We start from the raw sequence: 18,107 nt of genomic DNA on the forward strand, positions 1-18,107 counted from the left end.
AGATAAACAGAATAAAAAAACGGGTACATAGTTCTGGCATTAAAAATAGGATAGTGAATCATAAATAACGGTGAAAAGGAAAAATGTCTTCAAAATTTAAAAGCCCAAATTCTTACGTGTATAGTTTTAGATTTGCTTGTTTAATATTAATCGTCTTTATTTTCTTGATTGCTCCTGCCGGAGCAGTACATTTAGAGGCCTTTAATAATTCGTGTATAGATTGTCATAAGAGTTTATCACCCTTTACGGATGAGCAAATAAGATTTAACGATATCAGATCCAATCATACCGACAGAAACATATCCTGCTCGCTTGAATGCCACGAAGATATAATAAGGAAAAAAGCTTCAGACAATTTCCAGCAGTGGTCTGATTCGGGTCATTCAAGTTATTTTGTGACCTGTGATACATGCCATGGAGGCAATCCGGATGTAAATACTGAAATAGAAGCTCATTCTCCCATGAAGAATATTACTGATCCGGAAAGTCCGATTTATTATAAAAATATTCCTGAAACATGTGGAAAATGCCATTCAACGGAATTAGAGCATTTTAAAAATACTATGCATTATCAAAGATTAAGCGCGGAAAAACGTGCTCCATCTTGTGTTAATTGCCATCAGCCTCATAGCTTTAAAGTATTGAAAGCATCTGAAATTACTACACTTTGCAGTGTTTGTCACAATCAAAAAGACCAGATTGCATCTGCGAATGTTCCCGGTGATGCAAAATTTGCGCTTGAAAAAGCGGATGAATTAAAAGAAGATATTCGTTTGGCAGAAAATTCCATATATGAAGCAAAGGCACAAGGAAAAGATATAACATCAGCTCGAAATGATCTTGATAAAGCAAAATCTGTGTTGAATGATGTTCCATCATTATGGCATAGTTTTGATCTTAAAGATTTCGACAATCAAATTCAAATAGGGATAGATTCGGCCGACAGAGCGCAAGGTAAATTAGGTGATATTGAACAAACTGTTCCTTCTGTTCCTGGAATAGGAATAGTGCTTGTCATGGGAATATTCACAGTATTGTATCTTATCAGGAAACGGTGAAGGGATATCAATGGATAAAATATCACTTATAGATGTTATTAAGCATAGGATTTCAAAATATAAACTTCCTATAATAATTGTGTTGATCGTTTTACTTTCATTCACATTGGTAATTTCAGTGAAAATGCTGGAGATCACTGAAAATCCGGCTTTCTGCGGTAAGAATTGCCATATAATGAGACCATATTACGACTCATGGAGAACCTCATCCCACACTACAGTAAAATGTGTGGAATGTCATTATGAACCGGGCGTAATAGGCCATGTAAAAGGTAAAATAAACGGGCTGATGCAATTCTATAGCTATGAGACCACGGTGGAAGAATACAATGGCAATTTATATGCTAAAGTAATGGATAAAAACTGTCTCATATGTCATCAAGATCGTATTTTTTCAACTGATGTTCCATTCACAGGAGTTAACTTCAGTCATAAGAACCATTTGTTAAAACAAAATAGAGGTATAGGATTAACATGTACAAGTTGCCATTCCATGCTTGTTATCGGAATGAAAGAACACCAATCGGTATCAGATCCATCATGTGCCCAATGTCATCCAAATATGGAACAGAAAGAAAAAGGGCACATAGTGGTAACAACATCTACATGTTTTACCTGCCACTTCAGAGATGTTCCAGGCAATAATTCGATATCTGGCTGTCCATCATGCCACGGTCCTCCAAAAGGTACGCCCAGGAATTATACAAACTTTGATCACACAAGCCATTTGAGCCGGGGGGCTGATTGCCTGACATGCCATACTGGTATATCAAAGGGCGCAAATGACATTGTTTCCAAGGACAAATGCAATTCGTGCCATTATAGTTCGGAAAGGTTAGAAAAATATGATGATTTTAATTTTGTACATAAGAATCATGTAACAAATAATAAGATCGCCTGTTACAACTGTCATTCTGAAGTACAACATGTACCAGGGATAAAGGAAAACCTATGTGCCACCTGTCATAAGAGCGAGCATCCAGCCAATTGGTTGAATACTCATAAGTCACAGGTATTAATAGGTAAAGTTTGCAGCGATTGCCACCAACCAAAGTTCTGTTCGGATTGCCACGCCACAGGAAAGGCTGTCAAAACGGCAAAATAATTAGAACCAGAGTCATATTATAGAAAAAATAATTCTATGGTATGGCTTTCTCATTTTTTAACCCTTCCTCAGAACCAGATATCCTGTCGCTACAAGACCTGCCGCAGCAAAAAATATCCAGTTCCATTGCCGGGATTTGGCCGTAACAGGTTTTGTTACTGGCGAACTGACCTGGGCTGCGCCGGCTTCCTGTGACGATGTGGATGGGGTTGTTGCTGCCGATGATAAGGTGGACGCAGTGGATGTGGTAGTTGTAGTGGTTGCATTGGCTATTGTAGCTTTAAAATCTACTTTTGGGCTGTCCTTTATAACCTGTTCAAAATATGGATAAAATCGCAGTGCAGTTGAACTATCAGCTACCTTGAACTTTAACTCTCCATACAACGGCTGCACTGAATTCTGGCCAAGTTTTATGGGATTATCCTTATTGTGAAGAAGCACATAATTTTCATTTGCTTCCTTTGCCTCAAATACACCGAATTTATCGCCTGCTTTTATTTCGAGCACATTTTGGGATATCAGCCATGTGTACCTGAGCTGGACAAAGGTGGACATGCCTTCTGCACCTGTAAATATACTATCCACATAAGTCACGAATACGGGCACATCAGACTCACCGTTTACGTTTTTCTCAATATAAGTATATACTTCTCCTTCGTTCACAACTCTCTGGTCAAGATTTTTGCCGTCCTTATTGAAAGAAAGCCATGCCTGTCTTGGATTTGTTTCTGTATCAAGAGATTCAACTGTAAGATTGTAACCTTCCCCAAGGTTCCATGAGGTTCCCAATTTCAATGTCTGCTTTTCCTCTGCCTTCTGTTCTTTTATCAGCTTAGCTAACTTATTTGCTTTCCCGTTCACAGCAACATAAAGATCACCGAACCAGCCAAGCCGTGCATAATAACCACCTGTGGCGTTCAGTTTGAAGGTTTTAGTGCTACTGTTATACTCAAGACCATTCTCTACCTTCTTGCTTTTCTCACTGAATACCTTGAATTTCTGGTCTGAGCGTAATGTATTGTACTGAAGATTTTCTTTCTCGATAACCCTGTTGTTAGCTGTTAAACTTGATGCAGGCTGGTTAATGATCTTGAGAGTCTCACTTGATTTTCCCGGGCCAAGGGCATACCAGAAACCAGGGAATTTCACAGCATCCCACTGCAAAGTAGTGTTATATGTACTTGAACCGGAATCAAAAACTATTCCGCGAATCTCTACTGTTGTCACATTAGCGGCTGTTACCGGAGCTGCTAATAATAGCATAATTGCAAACACGATTAATATTTTTACCATTTTTATCATTTTATCACATCATGTACCTGACAATTTTCAAAGTTATATAACTATAGAGAAATCAGCAACAATTAACCCAATTATCCCAAAAAACGAATAATTAAGGCAAAAAAATCAAACAGTTCAAAGTATGACGAAGGACGCAAAGTACAAGTAATTATATTCAAGTATTAAGATAATAAAAATAATAAAAAAAATCAGTGTTTTCTGATAGTTATTTTTAAATCAATGCCTGAATCCTCAATCCTGACAATTTCATGTCCATGTTCTTTTATCCATTGAGGAATTGCATTTCTTGCAGTAATGTCATCTGTTAACACTTCAAATTCTTCCCCGATTTTTAACCCGTCGATCTGTTTCTTGGTATAGAACAATGGCAGCGGGCATACTTTACCTCTTGCATCTATTTTGTGCATGGGTGTTAGTATGGGTCATGGTATATTTTAGGTTTGTATAAAGGCAAAAAATCAGCAATAATTGATAGGGTTGATCCGAGATTGTAAGGATAGCGGCAAAATTATATAGCAAAACAACGCAATTAATATAGTGGAGGAAATTTGCAAATATTTCAGTCAATGGGGAAAAATAATTGCAAATTTATCTTATATTTTTATAATTAAATTCTAATTATAAAATATCAATGAAATGAATTAAACCTGGAGAAGATAATAATGGTCAAGAAAAGTAATGTTATGGAAGAAGAGAGCGAAGAAAAGAGAGAAGAAAAGCAAAATATTTTCAATACATGGGCTAACAGTTATACAGAAATTTCCAAAACGTGGGTAGATTCATACGAAAAACTATACAGGCCATGGCTTGAAGCCACTAAAGAAATGATTGATAAAACAGTTCTTCTTTCAAAAGAAGCGACGCCACAGAAATACATGGAATTTTATGATGAATGGATCAAAACATATCAGAATACCTTCGGTATATTTTATCCGATCCCTGCGCCACAACCCAATAAAGAGATACTTGAGAAGTTCATATCAAGAGCCGATGAATCAAATAAACTATTCAGTTCCTGGATTGCCGAGCTTGAAAAAAATTCCCGGATGACAAAAGAAATACTTCAAGGAGAACAGGACCCTGCAAAATATAAGGAATATTATGATGTGTGGACGAAGTCTTATGAAAAAATATTCGATAAGATCCTTTCACTACCCTCTGAAGAAAGTACAAAGGAGTTATTTGGGGAATATGGCGGCATGCCTGATTTCTATCTGGAAGGCTTTTTGCAGATGTCAAAATTATGGAGGAGATCATATACGCAGATCTGCGGGCCGATGAATGAATCCATGATGAAACTTTCTAAGAAAATGGCAGAAATCTCACGGGGAAAGGCAAGTCCTGAAAGCTATAAGGAATTTTATACCTTATGGGTGGATACATATAAAGAAATATATGAAAAATATGGAAAGTCCACCGAGCTTTCCAGGGAAATGTTTGGGAATTTTATAAAGGCCACCGAAATTTACCTGAGTATGTATAAGTCATGGATAACAGCACTGGAAGAAATGTCAGAGAAAGCGCAGGAGTTGTCAAAACAATCTGATCCGGAAACATATAATAAATTTTATAATCTCTGGGTTAAAACCTATGAAAAGGCTTTTGAGAGCTTTTTTGAGGATATGCCAGCAGTAGGGTCTATGAAAGAGATCATGGAGCCTTTAAAGATCATGACCAGGATGTATACGGATACATTTACAAGGATGTCAAATATGTGGTTGAAACCGAGAGTTCGTTCAGCACCAGCATATCCCGGAAAGAATAAAAAAAGAGGGATTCAGACGGCTTAAGCCGGAAAATCCCTCTTTTTTTATCAAAAATGTTATTTTTGATAATAACATTTTTGATATACTAACCCCCCACTTCCCCAACCTGCCTTATTCTAACCCCGACTCTGCAATTTAAGTAAAACAAATTATCGTTTTACTCTATTACTATCAGGGTAGTAGCACTGATATATAGTATAGTGTGAATATAGTAGTACTATCATTTTTGCACTGGAAATAAAGGGATACAATCTGTATTTCAAACTTTATCAAGTAAATTATTTTGGAGAGTGATAATTATTGTAGTAAAAGAATAGCACTAATTCTTAAAAACAGCAAAACGTTTTTATAATCCTATGAAGTATTAGACGTTGTGGATCAGAAAATTTCCACATATGAATTGGAGGAGTGAATATATGAATTACACAGCGGAGATAATTACAGATCCAAACATGAATCATGTAAAAAAAAGACTGGTTGATACTAAAGGCGGCAAACGTTATAAATGCCCTAATTGCAAAAATACAATACCACTAAGAACTGCGGATTTTATCAAGGGAATTGCTATGGTATCATGCATGGACTGCGGCAGGGATGCTTTTGCTATTGAGGAAACCCTATTGGGGTTATGAAATGAAAACTGATACAGAAGAAACACTCCGGGATCTGGAAATAGATGAAGAAGAAGATCTCCAGAGATTCATCCGTGGTGGATTTGGGGCAAAGTAAATAGTAAGATTATTAATTGTAAATACATTATAAGGTACTAAACCAAAAGCCCTTTTTGCCAGTCATTGATTATTTTCATAGCCGCTCTTTCTTCATCGATTTCACCTTTCTTCTTCAGGAAGTTGCATTCTTTTCCTATGAGGAGGATTGCATCATAAGAATCCTGTCCTTCTATTGTGACATGGTATAAGGATTCCAGGACAGTTTTATTCTCCGCGCATAACTTCCCTATAATCCTCATAGCTACTCCGATTTTATCCTGCAGGTGTGTTGCATCCTTTACTCCAAGAAGGCCCTGGATATACTCGTCGTTCTCACCAAATGGTATCACACCCGGTGTATCGATGAACATGATCCGTGAACCTGCATCCACAAGCTGAACCCCTCTTGTATAACCTGATATCGGGGACGTCCTTGCTGAATGCCTTCCAGACACGCCATTTATCACAGATGATTTACCCGTATTGGGATAACCAATGGAACCCACCAGTATTTCACGCCCTTTTATGCCTGCGATTTCAAGGATTTTGTGTCTTAACAGGGTTGTTCCGAACTTTTCCTTATTGGACACAAAGATCGTGGGTGCGATCTTTGATAATCGGGATTTGGTTTTCTCAAGTGTTTCCTTTGATACAAGATCGCATTTGTTGATGACTATTATGAAAGGCTTATTTGCACGCGTTATGTCTCTTTCAACCTCGCTGTTCCGTGTTTCGTCCGGAAACCTGGCATCAATTACTTCAAGAAGGACATCAGCTTTTTTTATAACATCCTTTACCATCAACTTGTAGCTTGCCATGTATGTGCTATTAGGCAGGATGATATAAGGATGTATTGTGGATAAGAAATCCGGAAAAAAGACCTAATAAGGGAAACTAATAATTCTATCCAGATCAACATTTTTCTCAATAAGGGATACAATATTCCCAGGTATTCCTCTTTCCGAGCATATAGAAGGATCATTGGGAATAACTCCTGATATGGGGATCCCGGTAAGTTCATTTATGATTCCAGGATTTTTGTCTTCAACGCTACCGCCCCTGTAATTGTTTATTATTACCCCTATTATTTTAATCCCTGATCTCTTTGCATATTCTATTGTGAGAACTGTATGGTTTATAGTTCCAAGACCTGCTCTGGCAACGATTATGGCAGGAATATCCATATATTTTATTAAATCAGAAATCAGGAACTTTTTCTTTACAGGAACAGCAATACCCCCTGCTCCTTCAACAATTACAATATCATATCTTTTTTCAAGTTCCATGTAAATATTTTTAATAATATCAATGTCTATGCTTATTCCTTCAATTTCTGCAGCGGTCCCTGGCGCCATCGCTTCTTTCAGGAGATAAGGGCATGTCAACTTCTCGTCAGCCTTTATTTCGATCACCTTCATCATGAGCTCGGCATCCGGGGAATAAAGTTTACCGTTTCTTATTCCTGCGCCGCTCTGGACAGCTTTCATCACACCTATGCTATATCCTTTATTTTTAAGGGCCCCTGCAAGTCCTGCTGCTATCACTGTCTTTCCCACGTTTGTATCGGTTCCTGTAATGAATATCCCGGTCATATAATAATCATAGATTGAATTTTTCTTTTACAATTCTAATAGCAACAAGTGCATCGTTTATATCCTGCTTACTATGGGTTGCCATCAATGTAGTCCTTATCCTGCCTTTACCTTCCGGCACCGTGGGAGGCCTGATTCCCTGGACAAAAATACCCTGTTTTTCAAGCAAAAGAGCGGCTTTCATGGTCGTATCTGTATCTCCTGTTATTATGGGAACGATCTGAGTTTCACTTTGAATATTAAATCCCACATCAATAAGCCCTTTTTTATAGATCGCGACAATCCTCCGGAGTTTTGCTGTCGGATTTTCTTCCCGGATAATATCAATGGCAGCAGTAGCAGCAGCCACAGCCGGCGGTGGAAGTGCAGTTGAGAAAATAAATGAACGTGAAACATTTTGAAGATATTCTATAAGCTCGCTATTTCCGGCTATGTATCCTCCGGAGCTTGCAAGGGCTTTGCTAAGTGTTCCCATTGTAATATCAGCATCAACATTGAAATGATCTCCTGTACCTCCGGAATGTTTGCCAAGAACGCCAGTAGCATGGGCATCATCCACCATGACCATTGCATCGAACCTTTCTGCGATCTCTATGATCTCAGGAAGAGGCGCTATATCTCCATCCATACTGAAAACACCATCCGTTACAATGAGTTTTTTGCTGTTTTTCGATGCGCCAAGCTCTTTTTCAAGACAGGAAATATCTTTATGGGGATAGACTTTCACATCTGCGCGGCTAAGTCTGCAACCATCGATAATGCTTGCATGATTGAGTTCATCACTTAGTATCAGATCTCCGCTTTTCATCAAAGCGGATATAGTTCCGATATTTGCCATATATCCCGAGCTGAATACGATCGCATCTTCCGTACCCTTAAAATCCGCTATTTTTTCTTCCAGCTTATTGTAAATGTCAGTATTCCCGGTAGTCAGCCGGGATCCCCCCGCGCCTGATCCGTATATTTCTATTGCATCAGCCGCAGCTTTTTTCACTTTTGGGTGAGTGGCCAGGCCAAGGTAATTATTAGACGATAGAAGTATGTATTCCCTACCATCTTTTTTTATCCTTGGGGACTGGGCAGATCTGATAGTCCTGAGTTCCCGATATAATCCTTTACTTTTAATTTGTCCAAGCTCATCTGAGAGCCATTTCATTTTCATTTAACGAATCTTGGCATGAGTTCGGCTGACCCGAACACACCGTATATTCCACGTTTATGGAGCTCAAAACCGGCTTTCATCCATCCAAGAGCAGGCCCAACTACATTGGCCGCCATTGTGGTCTCATCACCCAGAATGAACCTGTGGCTTGAAAAAGCCCCATCAAATGTCTTTCCTGTAAGGGTCATCGTAGTGCTTACTGGTTTCCTGGGATTCCTGGTATCAACTACTCCGCTAACAGTTACTTTTTCGCGGGATACGATACCAGCTCTCTCAAGAAGCACATCATCTGCATGTTCCATATTGTATAATTGGAGAATACCTCTTCTCTTATCGAGTTCATTTTTTATCTGGGCACATGTCATATTTGCCGCTTTTTCAAGGTTAAAGCCCTCAAGATGCGCTATATCTTCCCGTATGGTTGCACGATACGATTCCCAGTTTGATACTCCTACTCCGAAATTTATATCCACATTCGTTACTTCCATAAAAGAATTTGCCGCAATAGCGGCAGCACAGGTAAGTAATCCAGGTGTAGCGCCTGCTCCTGTAATATATGTAATACTGGCATTTTTTATCATATCATCCATTCCAAAGATCATCTCAACAGCCTGTGACCGTTTCATGGCATCCACCATCACACCCTTAAAACCTGCTTTGGCAAACATCGATACAACCTCAGGGATAAAGTTGTTCGTGAGGTTGGGAAGAGCCAGGAAAATACCATCAAATTCCCGGCAATTTTCAACAATGCAGGTTATGGCATCATCAGTTCTTATGCCAATATCACCTGGCTTTTTGTTTTCAAGAAGCTCAGGATCTATCCCATTATGATCGATAATATAGCCGGTCTTGTCAGCAATTGCTGCAAGTCTCATTTCCTTTTTCTGCCCAAGTATTTTTGCGGCTGCCATCCCAAGACCTCCTGCACCAAGAACAGCGATGTTTGCGGCTTCGTTCCTATCTGGTTTTTTTAATTTCATTACCTGTATTTGTTCCATAATCATTCCTCAAATTTTTATCTTTTTTTTTATTTTTTTCCAAAAAGCTCTATAATTCCCCTAAATTTAGTGACAAGAACCGGAGTCTGCTCCATCTCAGTAATATATTTTCCATGGTCAATATTATTCACAAAAAAAACGCGCCCTCCGAATGGGTCACCCTTTTTTTTCAAATGCGGTATCCTTATGTATCCCATTTTTTGGGAGGCCACATAACCTGCCGTATATGATGGATCATCAGACCAGCAAAGTTCCGCAATTGTGCCTTTGACCGATTCTACTTTTGTTGCAAGTATAAGCGCTTCGCTTATATTTGTAAAATACGATGACAATCCTGAAACAGAAAGCGCATTAAAAAGTTCATTTGCAGCTTCTTCTGTTATATCCATACGGGATACACGGATACCGCGAACCTTATCGGTTTCAAGCCTGTTACCTTTTAAATCCATGATTATCGCACCCCGCATATTTTCACCAATAGCAGGGCCTTTTTCCAGAAGAGATATACTTTTTTCAATGCAAAGTGCCGGTATCCCGAGTTCAAGTAGCAACTTTCTGGCAAGTTTTTTCCCTTCAGTCTCATTTTCAACATTCATCAGAATGAGCGGGAGGGAAGTTACTTTTTTAATTGGAATTTTTAATGTTTCAACGGTTATATTAATAAGGTCAGGTTCACCTTTTTCATGAGATAGAGCCCGATCTACAAGCCCTGAAACAATTGTTTGAATTTTTGTCTTCTCAACGAGATTCTCAGCTCCAGATATGTGTTTTTTGTTTTTTTCTGCTCTCATCCGAACACTAAACATGAACACCTCCGGGGACCAGACCAAGATCAATTATCATCTGAATATCATCACGCGGCGTTCTGCCCGCCGTTGTCAGGTAATTGCCAAGGATAAGCCCGTTTGCCCCTGCAAGAAGACATAAGCTTTGTAAATCCCGGAGATTTTTCTCCCGTCCACCTGCTATTCGGATATTTTTTCCAGGGAGAATGAGACGAAAAACAGCTATTGTTTTCAGGATTTCAAGGGGATCTATCGGTTTTTCAATGCCAATAGGTGTTCCTTTGATGGGATTCAATATATTTATGGGGATAGAATCAACATCCATATCCCTCAGCGTGAATGCAAGTTCCAGACGGTCACTTACCGACTCCCCCATTCCGATTATGCCCCCGCAGCAGACTTCAAGGCCCGCATTTTTCGCAACATATATGGTTTTTATTTTTTCATCATAGGTGTGGGTTGTGCATATTTTGTTAAAAAAGTTCCTTGAGGTCTCAAGGTTATGATGTATTCGTGTAGCACCTGCACTTTTCAGGGCAAACGCACGTTCATCTGTAAGCACACCTGAAGAAATGCAAACAGATAAACCTGTTTCCTTTCTTATTCTTCGTAAGGAACTTAATATATTCTCAAAATCTTCGCCATTTACTTCTTTTCCGCTTGTAACAATGCAAAATCTTGCCGCACCTTCTTCTTCCATCATCTGCGCCATGTTGAGTATCTCTTCTTCATCCATCAGGGGATAGGGCGTAATTTCAGTATCGTTATGGGCAGATTGTGCACAGAATTTGCAGTCTTCAGAGCATAAACCGCATTTTGCATTTATTATGGAACAAAGATCAACCCGGTTACCTAGTTTAGAACGGACATGGTTTGCAAGCAAGAATAGCTCCATACATTCATATCCTTTGAAATCCATAAGTTCCATGGCTTCTGTGAAGTCTATGCTTTTACCGTTTTCAATCTTAGTTCGTAGTTTTTTTAACATAATGTAAATGGATTGTTAACTTTTATGGTGTAGATGTTGACAATCAATTAATAATCTTATGGTCGTGGTTTATAAATGAAAGTTCGATAGGGTAATCTACATTATCGAGTATTACCAGTAGAAAAAGATATGATTCAAAATAAAAATATTCCGGCTATTGTAAAAGAGGTCTCCCTGACTGATATCAAATCCAATATCCGGCACCTGACCGACTATTCCACCCGCTTTACATTCTCAGATAAAGCGATCCTGGCCAGGGAGTGGATATATGATCAATTCAGTAAGCTGGGATATTCTGATGTGACATATCAGGATTTTATCCTTTGTGACTCATTACAGAAAAATATCGTCTGTACAAAGCAAGGGAAAGGGGAATCGGATAAGATCCTGATCCTTTGCGCACATTATGATTCTATAGTGAAATCAACAGTAGGGTGGGACTGGCAAACATGTCCTGCCCCTGGCGCAAATGATAATGCAAGCGGTGTGGCGGCCATGATTGAGACCGCACGTATCCTTAAGAATATAGATATGAATTATACCATCCGTTTCATTGCTTTTACAGGCGAGGAACAGAACCTGTGGGGTTCAAGAGCATATGCAGATCACGCCCTCTCGAATAATATGAATATCGTTCTGGTCATCAATCTTGATGAAATAGGATATCCTGATGTAAAGCCTGAATGGAAAGTTATTATCGGGGAGGATCAGGGTAATCAGGACCCACCCGGAAATACTGACACCAAAAAATTTGTGGAAGTGATTAAACAGGCTGCTTCCGCGTATACTAATCTTACTATTAAATTGTTGGATCTCTGGAGAAGCGATCATATGCCTTTTAACTCAGCAGGTTTTACAGCCATTGGAGTGTGCCAGGCGGGCAAGTATCCCCACACCCATGAGGTAACCGATACATATGACAATATAGACATTGACTACGTAGTAGAAGTGACCAGAATGACAGCGGCGACTATAATAAAAGTAGCCGGAATTACACAAAAAAAGTATGACCCGGTATAACTTACAAATTCTTATGTTCAATAAATTAATCTTTAACCCGGAGATATCAAAATGATCCATATCGCTGATTCCTCCCTTTTCATTATCGGGAAAAGGATCGAAGGAAATATAATAACCGTCCCCTCAGTTGTAGATGAGATCAGGGATGAGATGTCTCGTACAATTCTGGAATTAATGAATGTGAGGATCGAGCCTCCGCTTCAAATTTTTATCAGGGAAGTAACAACGAAAGCCAGGGCAACCAGGGATAGTGAAGAACTCTCAAAAACCGATATAGACCTGCTGGCAAAGGCTCTTGAATATACCCGGAATGAAGATACTATCCTTATCACAGATGATTATGCAGTCCAGAACACTGCAATCCAGCTGGGAATAAAGGTCATGCCCGCAGGACAGAAAAAGATAAAGGACGTTCTTCTATGGGAAAAATTCTGTATCGGATGCAAGCGGCGGTTCCCGCAGGGAGATGACTGCCCTGTGTGCGGTACGCCTCTTAAGAAAATGAGGATGAAATGATTTTTTAGGCACAAACTTCGTCGTCCTCATGGTCAGGGATAAATACAGGAAAAAACCATAATCTATTGTATGATAAGAAGAAGGGAGTTCATAGTATGGTTAGCGACTGCATTTTCATTTATTATGTCCGGTTGCATTTACAGGAAGGAATCCGTAAATGAAATATCCAATGGGGAGGGAACGCGCATGAAAAAAGGGGTCATTTCAAAAGTATATATAATAAAGACAAACGAAAGAAGTTCGGGAATAAAAGAGCTGTTGAAGTATTTCGATACAGACAAATATTCTGGCAAAAAAGTTTCGCTCAAAGCGAACTTCAATAGCCCGGATCCATTCCCGGCATCCACACATCCTGATACTATATCAGCGATGGTTGATTCCTTCAGGGAAAAGGGAGCAAGTATCGTAATTGCTGAAAGAAGCGGTATGGGAGATACCGGAAAAACGCTGGAAGATCTGGGGATCATGGCACTTTCAAAAAAGCATGGATTTGATGCCGTTATCCTTGATGATCTGGAAAGAAGCGAGTGGATACAAGAAAAACCTGCGAATAGCCACTGGAAAAGAGGCTTCCTTTTTCCAAGATTATTCAGGGAAGCCGACTTCATAATCCAGACCTGCTGCCTGAAAGCCCACAGATTTGGTGGTCATTTCACCCTGTCCCTTAAAAATAGTGTGGGCATGGTTGCCAAATATGACCCTGAAGATAACTATAATTACATGTCTGAACTTCATTCTTCAAAATACCAGAGACAGATGATAGCTGAAATAAACACAGCTTACGACCCGGATATCATAATCATGGATGGGATATCAGGATTTTCAAAAGGCGGGCCGGATGAAGGAACATTGATCGAACCTGGAATTATGATCGCAAGCAATGACAGGATCGCCCTTGATGCTGTGGGTGTGGCTACCTTGCGTATTTATGGCACGACAGGAGAGGTTGAAAGAGGCAATATTTTTGAGCAGGAACAAATTGCAAGAGCCGTGGAATTGGGTCTTGGAGCATCAGGGCCTGATGAGATCGAGATCGTCGCTATAAATAACGAAGCAAAGGAAATATGCGATAACATCAGGAAAAAACTTTTTACATAATATCAAAGATGTGTTAGGTTCTTTTTCTGATTTTACTTTTGTTTCATTAAAATTGTTATCTCCTGATCGGTACTGCTCTTGCCAAAGTTTTGATATAGGTATAATAACAGTATAGGATTTTTATATAGGTATATAACAGTATAGCATAATAATTATCTGAAAATTAGGAGTTATTGGCAAAATGGAAAAGAAAAGGAGGTATTTTAAAGTTGTTTCTTAGTGAAAAAGAACATATAGTTGATATGATTGAAAAAAAAGATTGGAAAAAGCTTATCCGAATAGGAAAACCAGCGGTAGAACCTCTTATAAAAACTCTTGAAGATGACAATTCGTCCATCAGGTATGAAGTAGCAAAGGTTTTAGAAAAGATCGGATGGAAACCGTCAGACGAAAAAGAGCAAATAGCCTATCTTATTGCAAAAAGCGATTGGAAAAAGCTTGTCCAGGTAGGGAAACCAGCGGTAGAACCTCTTATAAAAATTCTAGGCGATGAAGATGTGTGGGATAGGCATGGAGCAGCAGAGGCTTTAGGTAAAATAGGAGATGCAAAAGCGGTAGAACCTCTTATAAGAGTTCTTGGTGATGATGATCGGGAGGTTGGGGAAGCGGCAGCGGAGGCTTTAGAAAAGATTAGACGGAAACTAACTCAAGATGAAGAGCTAAAAATATGCAGCGGAAGAGAATCAGAAGATGCAGTTCTCATAAAACCTTCAATAGAAATAGAGAGTAAGTGGACAGATCTAGTATCAGTTATTCCCCTCAAATCAGAGGGGGCTGGCCGAACTCTTATAGCTCTTCTATGGGTTGAATTTGGTTTATCTATAATACCATTTTTATTTATATTATCTGCATTTCTCTCTCCCATTGCAGTAACAGAACCAGCTATCTATTCCACTCAATTAGTATTTTTTTTTGAACTTCAAGCTTTGCTGAGTATAGCACTTTACTATATTATACTTATTATTTTTTTGCAGTGGATGTACCGTTTGCATTCCGATCTACCCATACTCTTTAGCAGGTATCCGATTTCACCGATGGGAGCGCTTGGAAGACTTATCATACCATTTTATAGTACATGGGGTATTTGGAACACTTTTGGGACCCTTGCAGATCGTTTAAAGTTGGAAGCAGGAGATATGGCTCGATGGGGATCATCATTGCGGTCGTGGTTGCCATGGCTTTATATAACAATATTTGCATCGAGCATTTTGAACAGACTGACGTATAGCAGCAACGAAAAGGTTTCTCCAGGCTTATTACTTCTTACAGCGATTGTAGATATCTGCTTATTTTTTGTTTGGCTTCAGATGGCAATAACTATTAGAAATGCTGTAAATTATAGAGCAAATAAACCCTCTTTATTTTTGAACAGTTTTCTTTCTCTTCTACATTTTAAAAATTGACCTCACGAACCTTTACAGCGATGGGGATATGAGTGAGATAAAAAGAAAACATTATCACAAATGTGAGATTTATCCCGGTATATCTCACTTAATTGGTAATGTTGTGAATTTCAATCATACTTAACCTTATATTTGTGTGTCTTCACATAAAATTATATGAGTAATGAAAAATCAAAATCAATATTGGTCGTCAATAGTGATCCGGATATTGCTGACCTGTTTGCCGAAATGCTTCTATCGGATGAAAATAACTACATTGTTACTACAACATTTACGGGCAAAGGGTGTCTGTGGGGAATTAATAAAAGTAAACCCGATATGGTTTTGATGGATATCGAACTACCTGATATGAATGGATGGAATTTAACCGAAAAAATAAAAGCGAATAATCCGGATATGCCAATTGTCGTGATAACATCAAAAATACCCGGGATCAAAGATATGCTTCGACTATCCCATGTTTCTGATTATCTCATGAAACCTGTTACACTGGATGGCCTGCAAATGGCTGTGAAGGATGCTTTTGAAATCCCTTCTCTTCTTGACCAGTGCTATAAAACAGTTATAGATTACAAAGAAAATGAGAATATGATGTATTTATTCTATTTATTTAAACAGAACATCATAGATCGTAAACGATTTATCCTGATGCGGCAGCTTTATTCTACTAAAAAACTTGTAAATGACCCCGAAAGCAAGAAGATCCTGGATAATTTAAAAGAAAAGATCAATGCATCAGAAAATGAAATAAAACATTTCAAAAACAAGCCACCGATCATATCCCTATTTTCGAATTTTGAAATCGGGAAAGTGAATTGACCAGACCTTACCAAAAGGATAGAACATAGATTTGCTTTGCGATATTTTTACTTACTTTCTTTTCTTCCCTTCATGCATCTTTTTGATCTCGTCTTCAGCAGCCTGCAATTTTACCCTATTATCCTCATATATTTTTGAAACATTCTCTGAAGCCCGCTCAAGCCTTTTCTTCAGGACAAGCAGTTCTTGTGTGGAAAGGTTATAATTAGGGGTATTTTCGATCCACAACTGCTCTATATCAATGAGAGCATTAATTGCAGCTTTTGTCCTGTTTATCGTATTCTCGTCCATGGACTCAAATTGAACTTTTTCTTAGATTAAAGTTTGCATCAAATCAAGTGCTCTGCAATCCCCTCGGAAATCACATGGTCACAGTAAATACACCGAAGTTCCACCGGCTTTTTATTTACGGTAAATTTTGAAATAACAGGCTCAACGGTGTTGGAAATGCAGTTGGGGTTGTCGCATTTCATCACGCCTTCAAGATTCTCAGGAAGCTCAACCCTGTGTTTACCAATTACCTCGAAATCCCGGATGATATTGATAGTGGCATCCGGCGCAATAAGTGAAACCTTGTCAACTTCTTCCTCTTTAAGTTCCCTGTCCTCGATCTTCACAATATCCTTTTTTTCCAGAACCCCGCTTGGAACATTCATTGCAACGCTGACAACAGCGGTCGTTGTTCCTGATATTCCGAGTATTTTCAGAACATTGAGCGCCTGGCCTGCTGTAATGTGGTCGATAACAGTCCCATGCTTGATAGGGCGCACACGCATCCCTTTCTTCAATGAACAGTCTGAAGTTTTGTTTTCAGTTTCATTTCGTTTCATGCAACCTCCATCGCCATTGCAAGAAGCGCCATCCTGACCGGGACGCCATAAAATGATTGTTCAAAATAACGCGCGTATTTTGTCCTGTCAACAGCAGGATCGATCTCATCAAGACGCGGAAGAGGATGCATTATTATGAGATTATCAAGAGCCTTTTCAAGCAATTCCGCAGTCACCCTGTATATACCTGCTACTTTCTGGTATTCTGCCGGGTCAGGAAAGCGTTCTTTCTGGATCCTTGTAACATATAATACATCAATATCCCCCAATACATCCTCCATATTTGTTGTTTCGGTGATGCTTGCACCCTGCTTTTTCAGGTCTTTCTTGATCACATCGGGCATCTGGAGCTGTTTTGGTGAGATAAGTGTCATATCGGCATGATACATTGATAAAGCATAAGCAAGTGAATGAACTGTTCTTCCGTACTTGAGGTCCCCGACAAGTGCAATGCGCAGGTTTGAGAGGCTGCTCTCACGCATTATCGTGTAAAGGTCAAGAAGCGTCTGGGTCGGGTGGTGCCCTGCCCCATCCCCGGCATTTAATATCGGGACATTTGAAAATTGCGCAGCCATTCGGGCTGAGCCTTCCCTGGGATGCCTCAATACGATAGCATCGGCATAATTTCCTATTACCCTGATAGTATCTGCAAGAGTTTCTCCTTTTGCAACAGAGCTTTTTTCAACAGAGCCCAGGTCAATTACCTCTCCGCCAAGCCGTTTCATTGCAGTTTCAAAAGACAAACGCGTGCGAGTGCTGGGTTCATAAAAAAGCGTTGCAAGAATTTTACCGGATAGAAGAGATGATTTTTTGCCCCTCGCTATTGGTTCAAAATCCTTTGCCCTTTTCAGGATAATATCAATCTCATCATGCGAAAAATCCTTCATTGAGATGATATGTCGTAACATCATACCTAATAAGCCTCATTGAAATTTAAATATATTGATAATAG

At 39.2% G+C, this 18,107-nt stretch carries 20 protein-coding genes; 9 read left to right on the top strand and 11 right to left on the bottom strand.

Annotated elements, in window-relative coordinates; translation table 11 throughout:
* Positions 1-83: 83 nt before the first annotated feature.
* Both CL181_RS14455 and CL181_RS14460 read left to right on the top strand, forming a co-directional pair.
* On the top strand, positions 84-1,058 hold the full coding sequence (locus CL181_RS14455; protein WP_097300027.1) for a cytochrome c3 family protein: 975 nt from the start codon (positions 84-86) through the stop codon (positions 1,056-1,058).
* 10 nt (positions 1,059-1,068) lie between these two features.
* Positions 1,069-2,163, top strand: a complete 1,095-nt coding sequence (locus CL181_RS14460) for a cytochrome c3 family protein (RefSeq protein ID WP_097300028.1) — start codon at positions 1,069-1,071, stop codon at positions 2,161-2,163.
* Between the two features lie 57 nt (positions 2,164-2,220).
* On the opposite strand, the gene CL181_RS14465 is transcribed toward CL181_RS14460, so the two are convergent.
* Positions 2,221-3,465, bottom strand: coding sequence for an S-layer protein domain-containing protein (locus tag CL181_RS14465; RefSeq protein ID WP_097300029.1), 1,245 nt, complete (start codon positions 3,463-3,465; stop codon positions 2,221-2,223).
* Between the two features lie 188 nt (positions 3,466-3,653).
* A complete protein-coding gene (locus tag CL181_RS14470; RefSeq protein ID WP_097300030.1) occupies positions 3,654-3,872 on the bottom strand; it encodes a sulfurtransferase TusA family protein in 219 nt (72 codons plus the stop codon).
* Between the two features lie 255 nt (positions 3,873-4,127).
* Here CL181_RS14470 and CL181_RS14475 point away from each other — a divergent pair, with 255 nt between their 5' ends.
* Together CL181_RS14475 and CL181_RS14480 are read left to right on the top strand one after the other, a co-directional pair.
* Complete coding sequence (locus tag CL181_RS14475; protein ID WP_097300031.1) at positions 4,128-5,255, top strand: poly(R)-hydroxyalkanoic acid synthase subunit PhaE; 1,128 nt, start codon at positions 4,128-4,130, stop codon at positions 5,253-5,255.
* 392 nt (positions 5,256-5,647) lie between these two features.
* A complete protein-coding gene (locus CL181_RS14480) occupies positions 5,648-5,863 on the top strand; it encodes a hypothetical protein (RefSeq protein ID WP_097300032.1) in 216 nt (71 codons plus the stop codon).
* A 134-nt stretch (positions 5,864-5,997) separates the two neighbouring features.
* Here the strand turns inward: CL181_RS14480 and CL181_RS14485 are convergent, their stop codons facing one another.
* The 6 genes from CL181_RS14485 to bioB form a co-directional block, all read right to left on the bottom strand.
* Positions 5,998-6,759 (bottom strand): GTPase, encoded by a 762-nt coding sequence (locus CL181_RS14485; RefSeq protein WP_097300033.1) that lies wholly within the window; start codon positions 6,757-6,759, stop codon positions 5,998-6,000.
* A 63-nt stretch (positions 6,760-6,822) separates the two neighbouring features.
* Positions 6,823-7,533 carry a dethiobiotin synthase gene (gene bioD / locus CL181_RS14490; RefSeq protein WP_097300034.1) on the bottom strand — a complete coding sequence of 237 codons (711 nt, stop codon included), beginning with the start codon at positions 7,531-7,533 and terminating at the stop codon, positions 6,823-6,825.
* A gap of 7 nt (positions 7,534-7,540) precedes the next feature.
* On the bottom strand, positions 7,541-8,695 hold the full coding sequence (gene bioF / locus CL181_RS14495) for an 8-amino-7-oxononanoate synthase (protein ID WP_217993182.1): 1,155 nt from the start codon (positions 8,693-8,695) through the stop codon (positions 7,541-7,543).
* Positions 8,692-9,696 (bottom strand): saccharopine dehydrogenase-like oxidoreductase, encoded by a 1,005-nt coding sequence (locus CL181_RS14500; protein ID WP_141398928.1) that lies wholly within the window; start codon positions 9,694-9,696, stop codon positions 8,692-8,694. Before CL181_RS14500 ends, bioF begins: the two co-directional genes overlap by 4 nt.
* 29 nt (positions 9,697-9,725) lie before the next feature.
* Complete coding sequence (locus tag CL181_RS14505) at positions 9,726-10,502, bottom strand: 6-carboxyhexanoate--CoA ligase (protein ID WP_097300035.1); 777 nt, start codon at positions 10,500-10,502, stop codon at positions 9,726-9,728.
* The gene (bioB, locus tag CL181_RS14510) at positions 10,495-11,469 is read right to left on the bottom strand and encodes a biotin synthase BioB (RefSeq protein ID WP_176505242.1); all 975 of its coding nucleotides are present in this window, start codon (positions 11,467-11,469) and stop codon (positions 10,495-10,497) included. Before bioB ends, CL181_RS14505 begins: the two co-directional genes overlap by 8 nt.
* A 129-nt stretch (positions 11,470-11,598) precedes the next feature.
* Between bioB and CL181_RS14515 the strand changes: the two genes are divergently transcribed.
* The 5 genes from CL181_RS14515 (at position 11,599) to CL181_RS14535 (ending at position 16,325) form a co-directional block, all read left to right on the top strand.
* Positions 11,599-12,489, top strand: a complete 891-nt coding sequence (locus CL181_RS14515) for a M28 family metallopeptidase (protein ID WP_097300037.1) — start codon at positions 11,599-11,601, stop codon at positions 12,487-12,489.
* Positions 12,490-12,540: 51 nt separating this feature from the next.
* Positions 12,541-13,005 carry an NOB1 family endonuclease gene (locus CL181_RS14520; protein ID WP_097300038.1) on the top strand — a complete coding sequence of 155 codons (465 nt, stop codon included), beginning with the start codon at positions 12,541-12,543 and terminating at the stop codon, positions 13,003-13,005.
* A 69-nt stretch (positions 13,006-13,074) separates the two neighbouring features.
* Positions 13,075-14,103 carry a DUF362 domain-containing protein gene (locus CL181_RS14525; protein ID WP_176505243.1) on the top strand — a complete coding sequence of 343 codons (1,029 nt, stop codon included), beginning with the start codon at positions 13,075-13,077 and terminating at the stop codon, positions 14,101-14,103.
* 173 nt (positions 14,104-14,276) lie between these two features.
* The gene (locus CL181_RS14530) at positions 14,277-15,506 is read left to right on the top strand and encodes a HEAT repeat domain-containing protein (protein WP_097300039.1); all 1,230 of its coding nucleotides are present in this window, start codon (positions 14,277-14,279) and stop codon (positions 15,504-15,506) included.
* A gap of 156 nt (positions 15,507-15,662) precedes the next feature.
* Positions 15,663-16,325, top strand: a complete 663-nt coding sequence (locus CL181_RS14535) for a response regulator (protein ID WP_097300040.1) — start codon at positions 15,663-15,665, stop codon at positions 16,323-16,325.
* A 51-nt stretch (positions 16,326-16,376) separates the two neighbouring features.
* Here the strand turns inward: CL181_RS14535 and CL181_RS14540 are convergent, their stop codons facing one another.
* Genes CL181_RS14540 through pyrB form a run of 3 tightly spaced genes read right to left on the bottom strand, consistent with a single transcriptional unit; the run spans position 16,377 to position 18,066 of the window.
* The gene (locus CL181_RS14540; RefSeq protein WP_097300041.1) at positions 16,377-16,616 is read right to left on the bottom strand and encodes a hypothetical protein; all 240 of its coding nucleotides are present in this window, start codon (positions 16,614-16,616) and stop codon (positions 16,377-16,379) included.
* Positions 16,617-16,654: 38 nt separating this feature from the next.
* On the bottom strand, positions 16,655-17,155 hold the full coding sequence (gene pyrI / locus CL181_RS14545; protein WP_097300042.1) for an aspartate carbamoyltransferase regulatory subunit: 501 nt from the start codon (positions 17,153-17,155) through the stop codon (positions 16,655-16,657).
* Positions 17,152-18,066, bottom strand: coding sequence for an aspartate carbamoyltransferase (gene pyrB, locus CL181_RS14550; protein ID WP_255251590.1), 915 nt, complete (start codon positions 18,064-18,066; stop codon positions 17,152-17,154). The genes pyrI and pyrB overlap by 4 nt, the downstream gene beginning before the upstream one ends.
* Positions 18,067-18,107: the final 41 nt, after the last annotated feature.

It is taken from the genome of Candidatus Methanoperedens sp. BLZ2, from assembly GCF_002487355.1.
In the GTDB taxonomy this organism is placed as follows: domain Archaea; phylum Halobacteriota; class Methanosarcinia; order Methanosarcinales; family Methanoperedenaceae; genus Methanoperedens.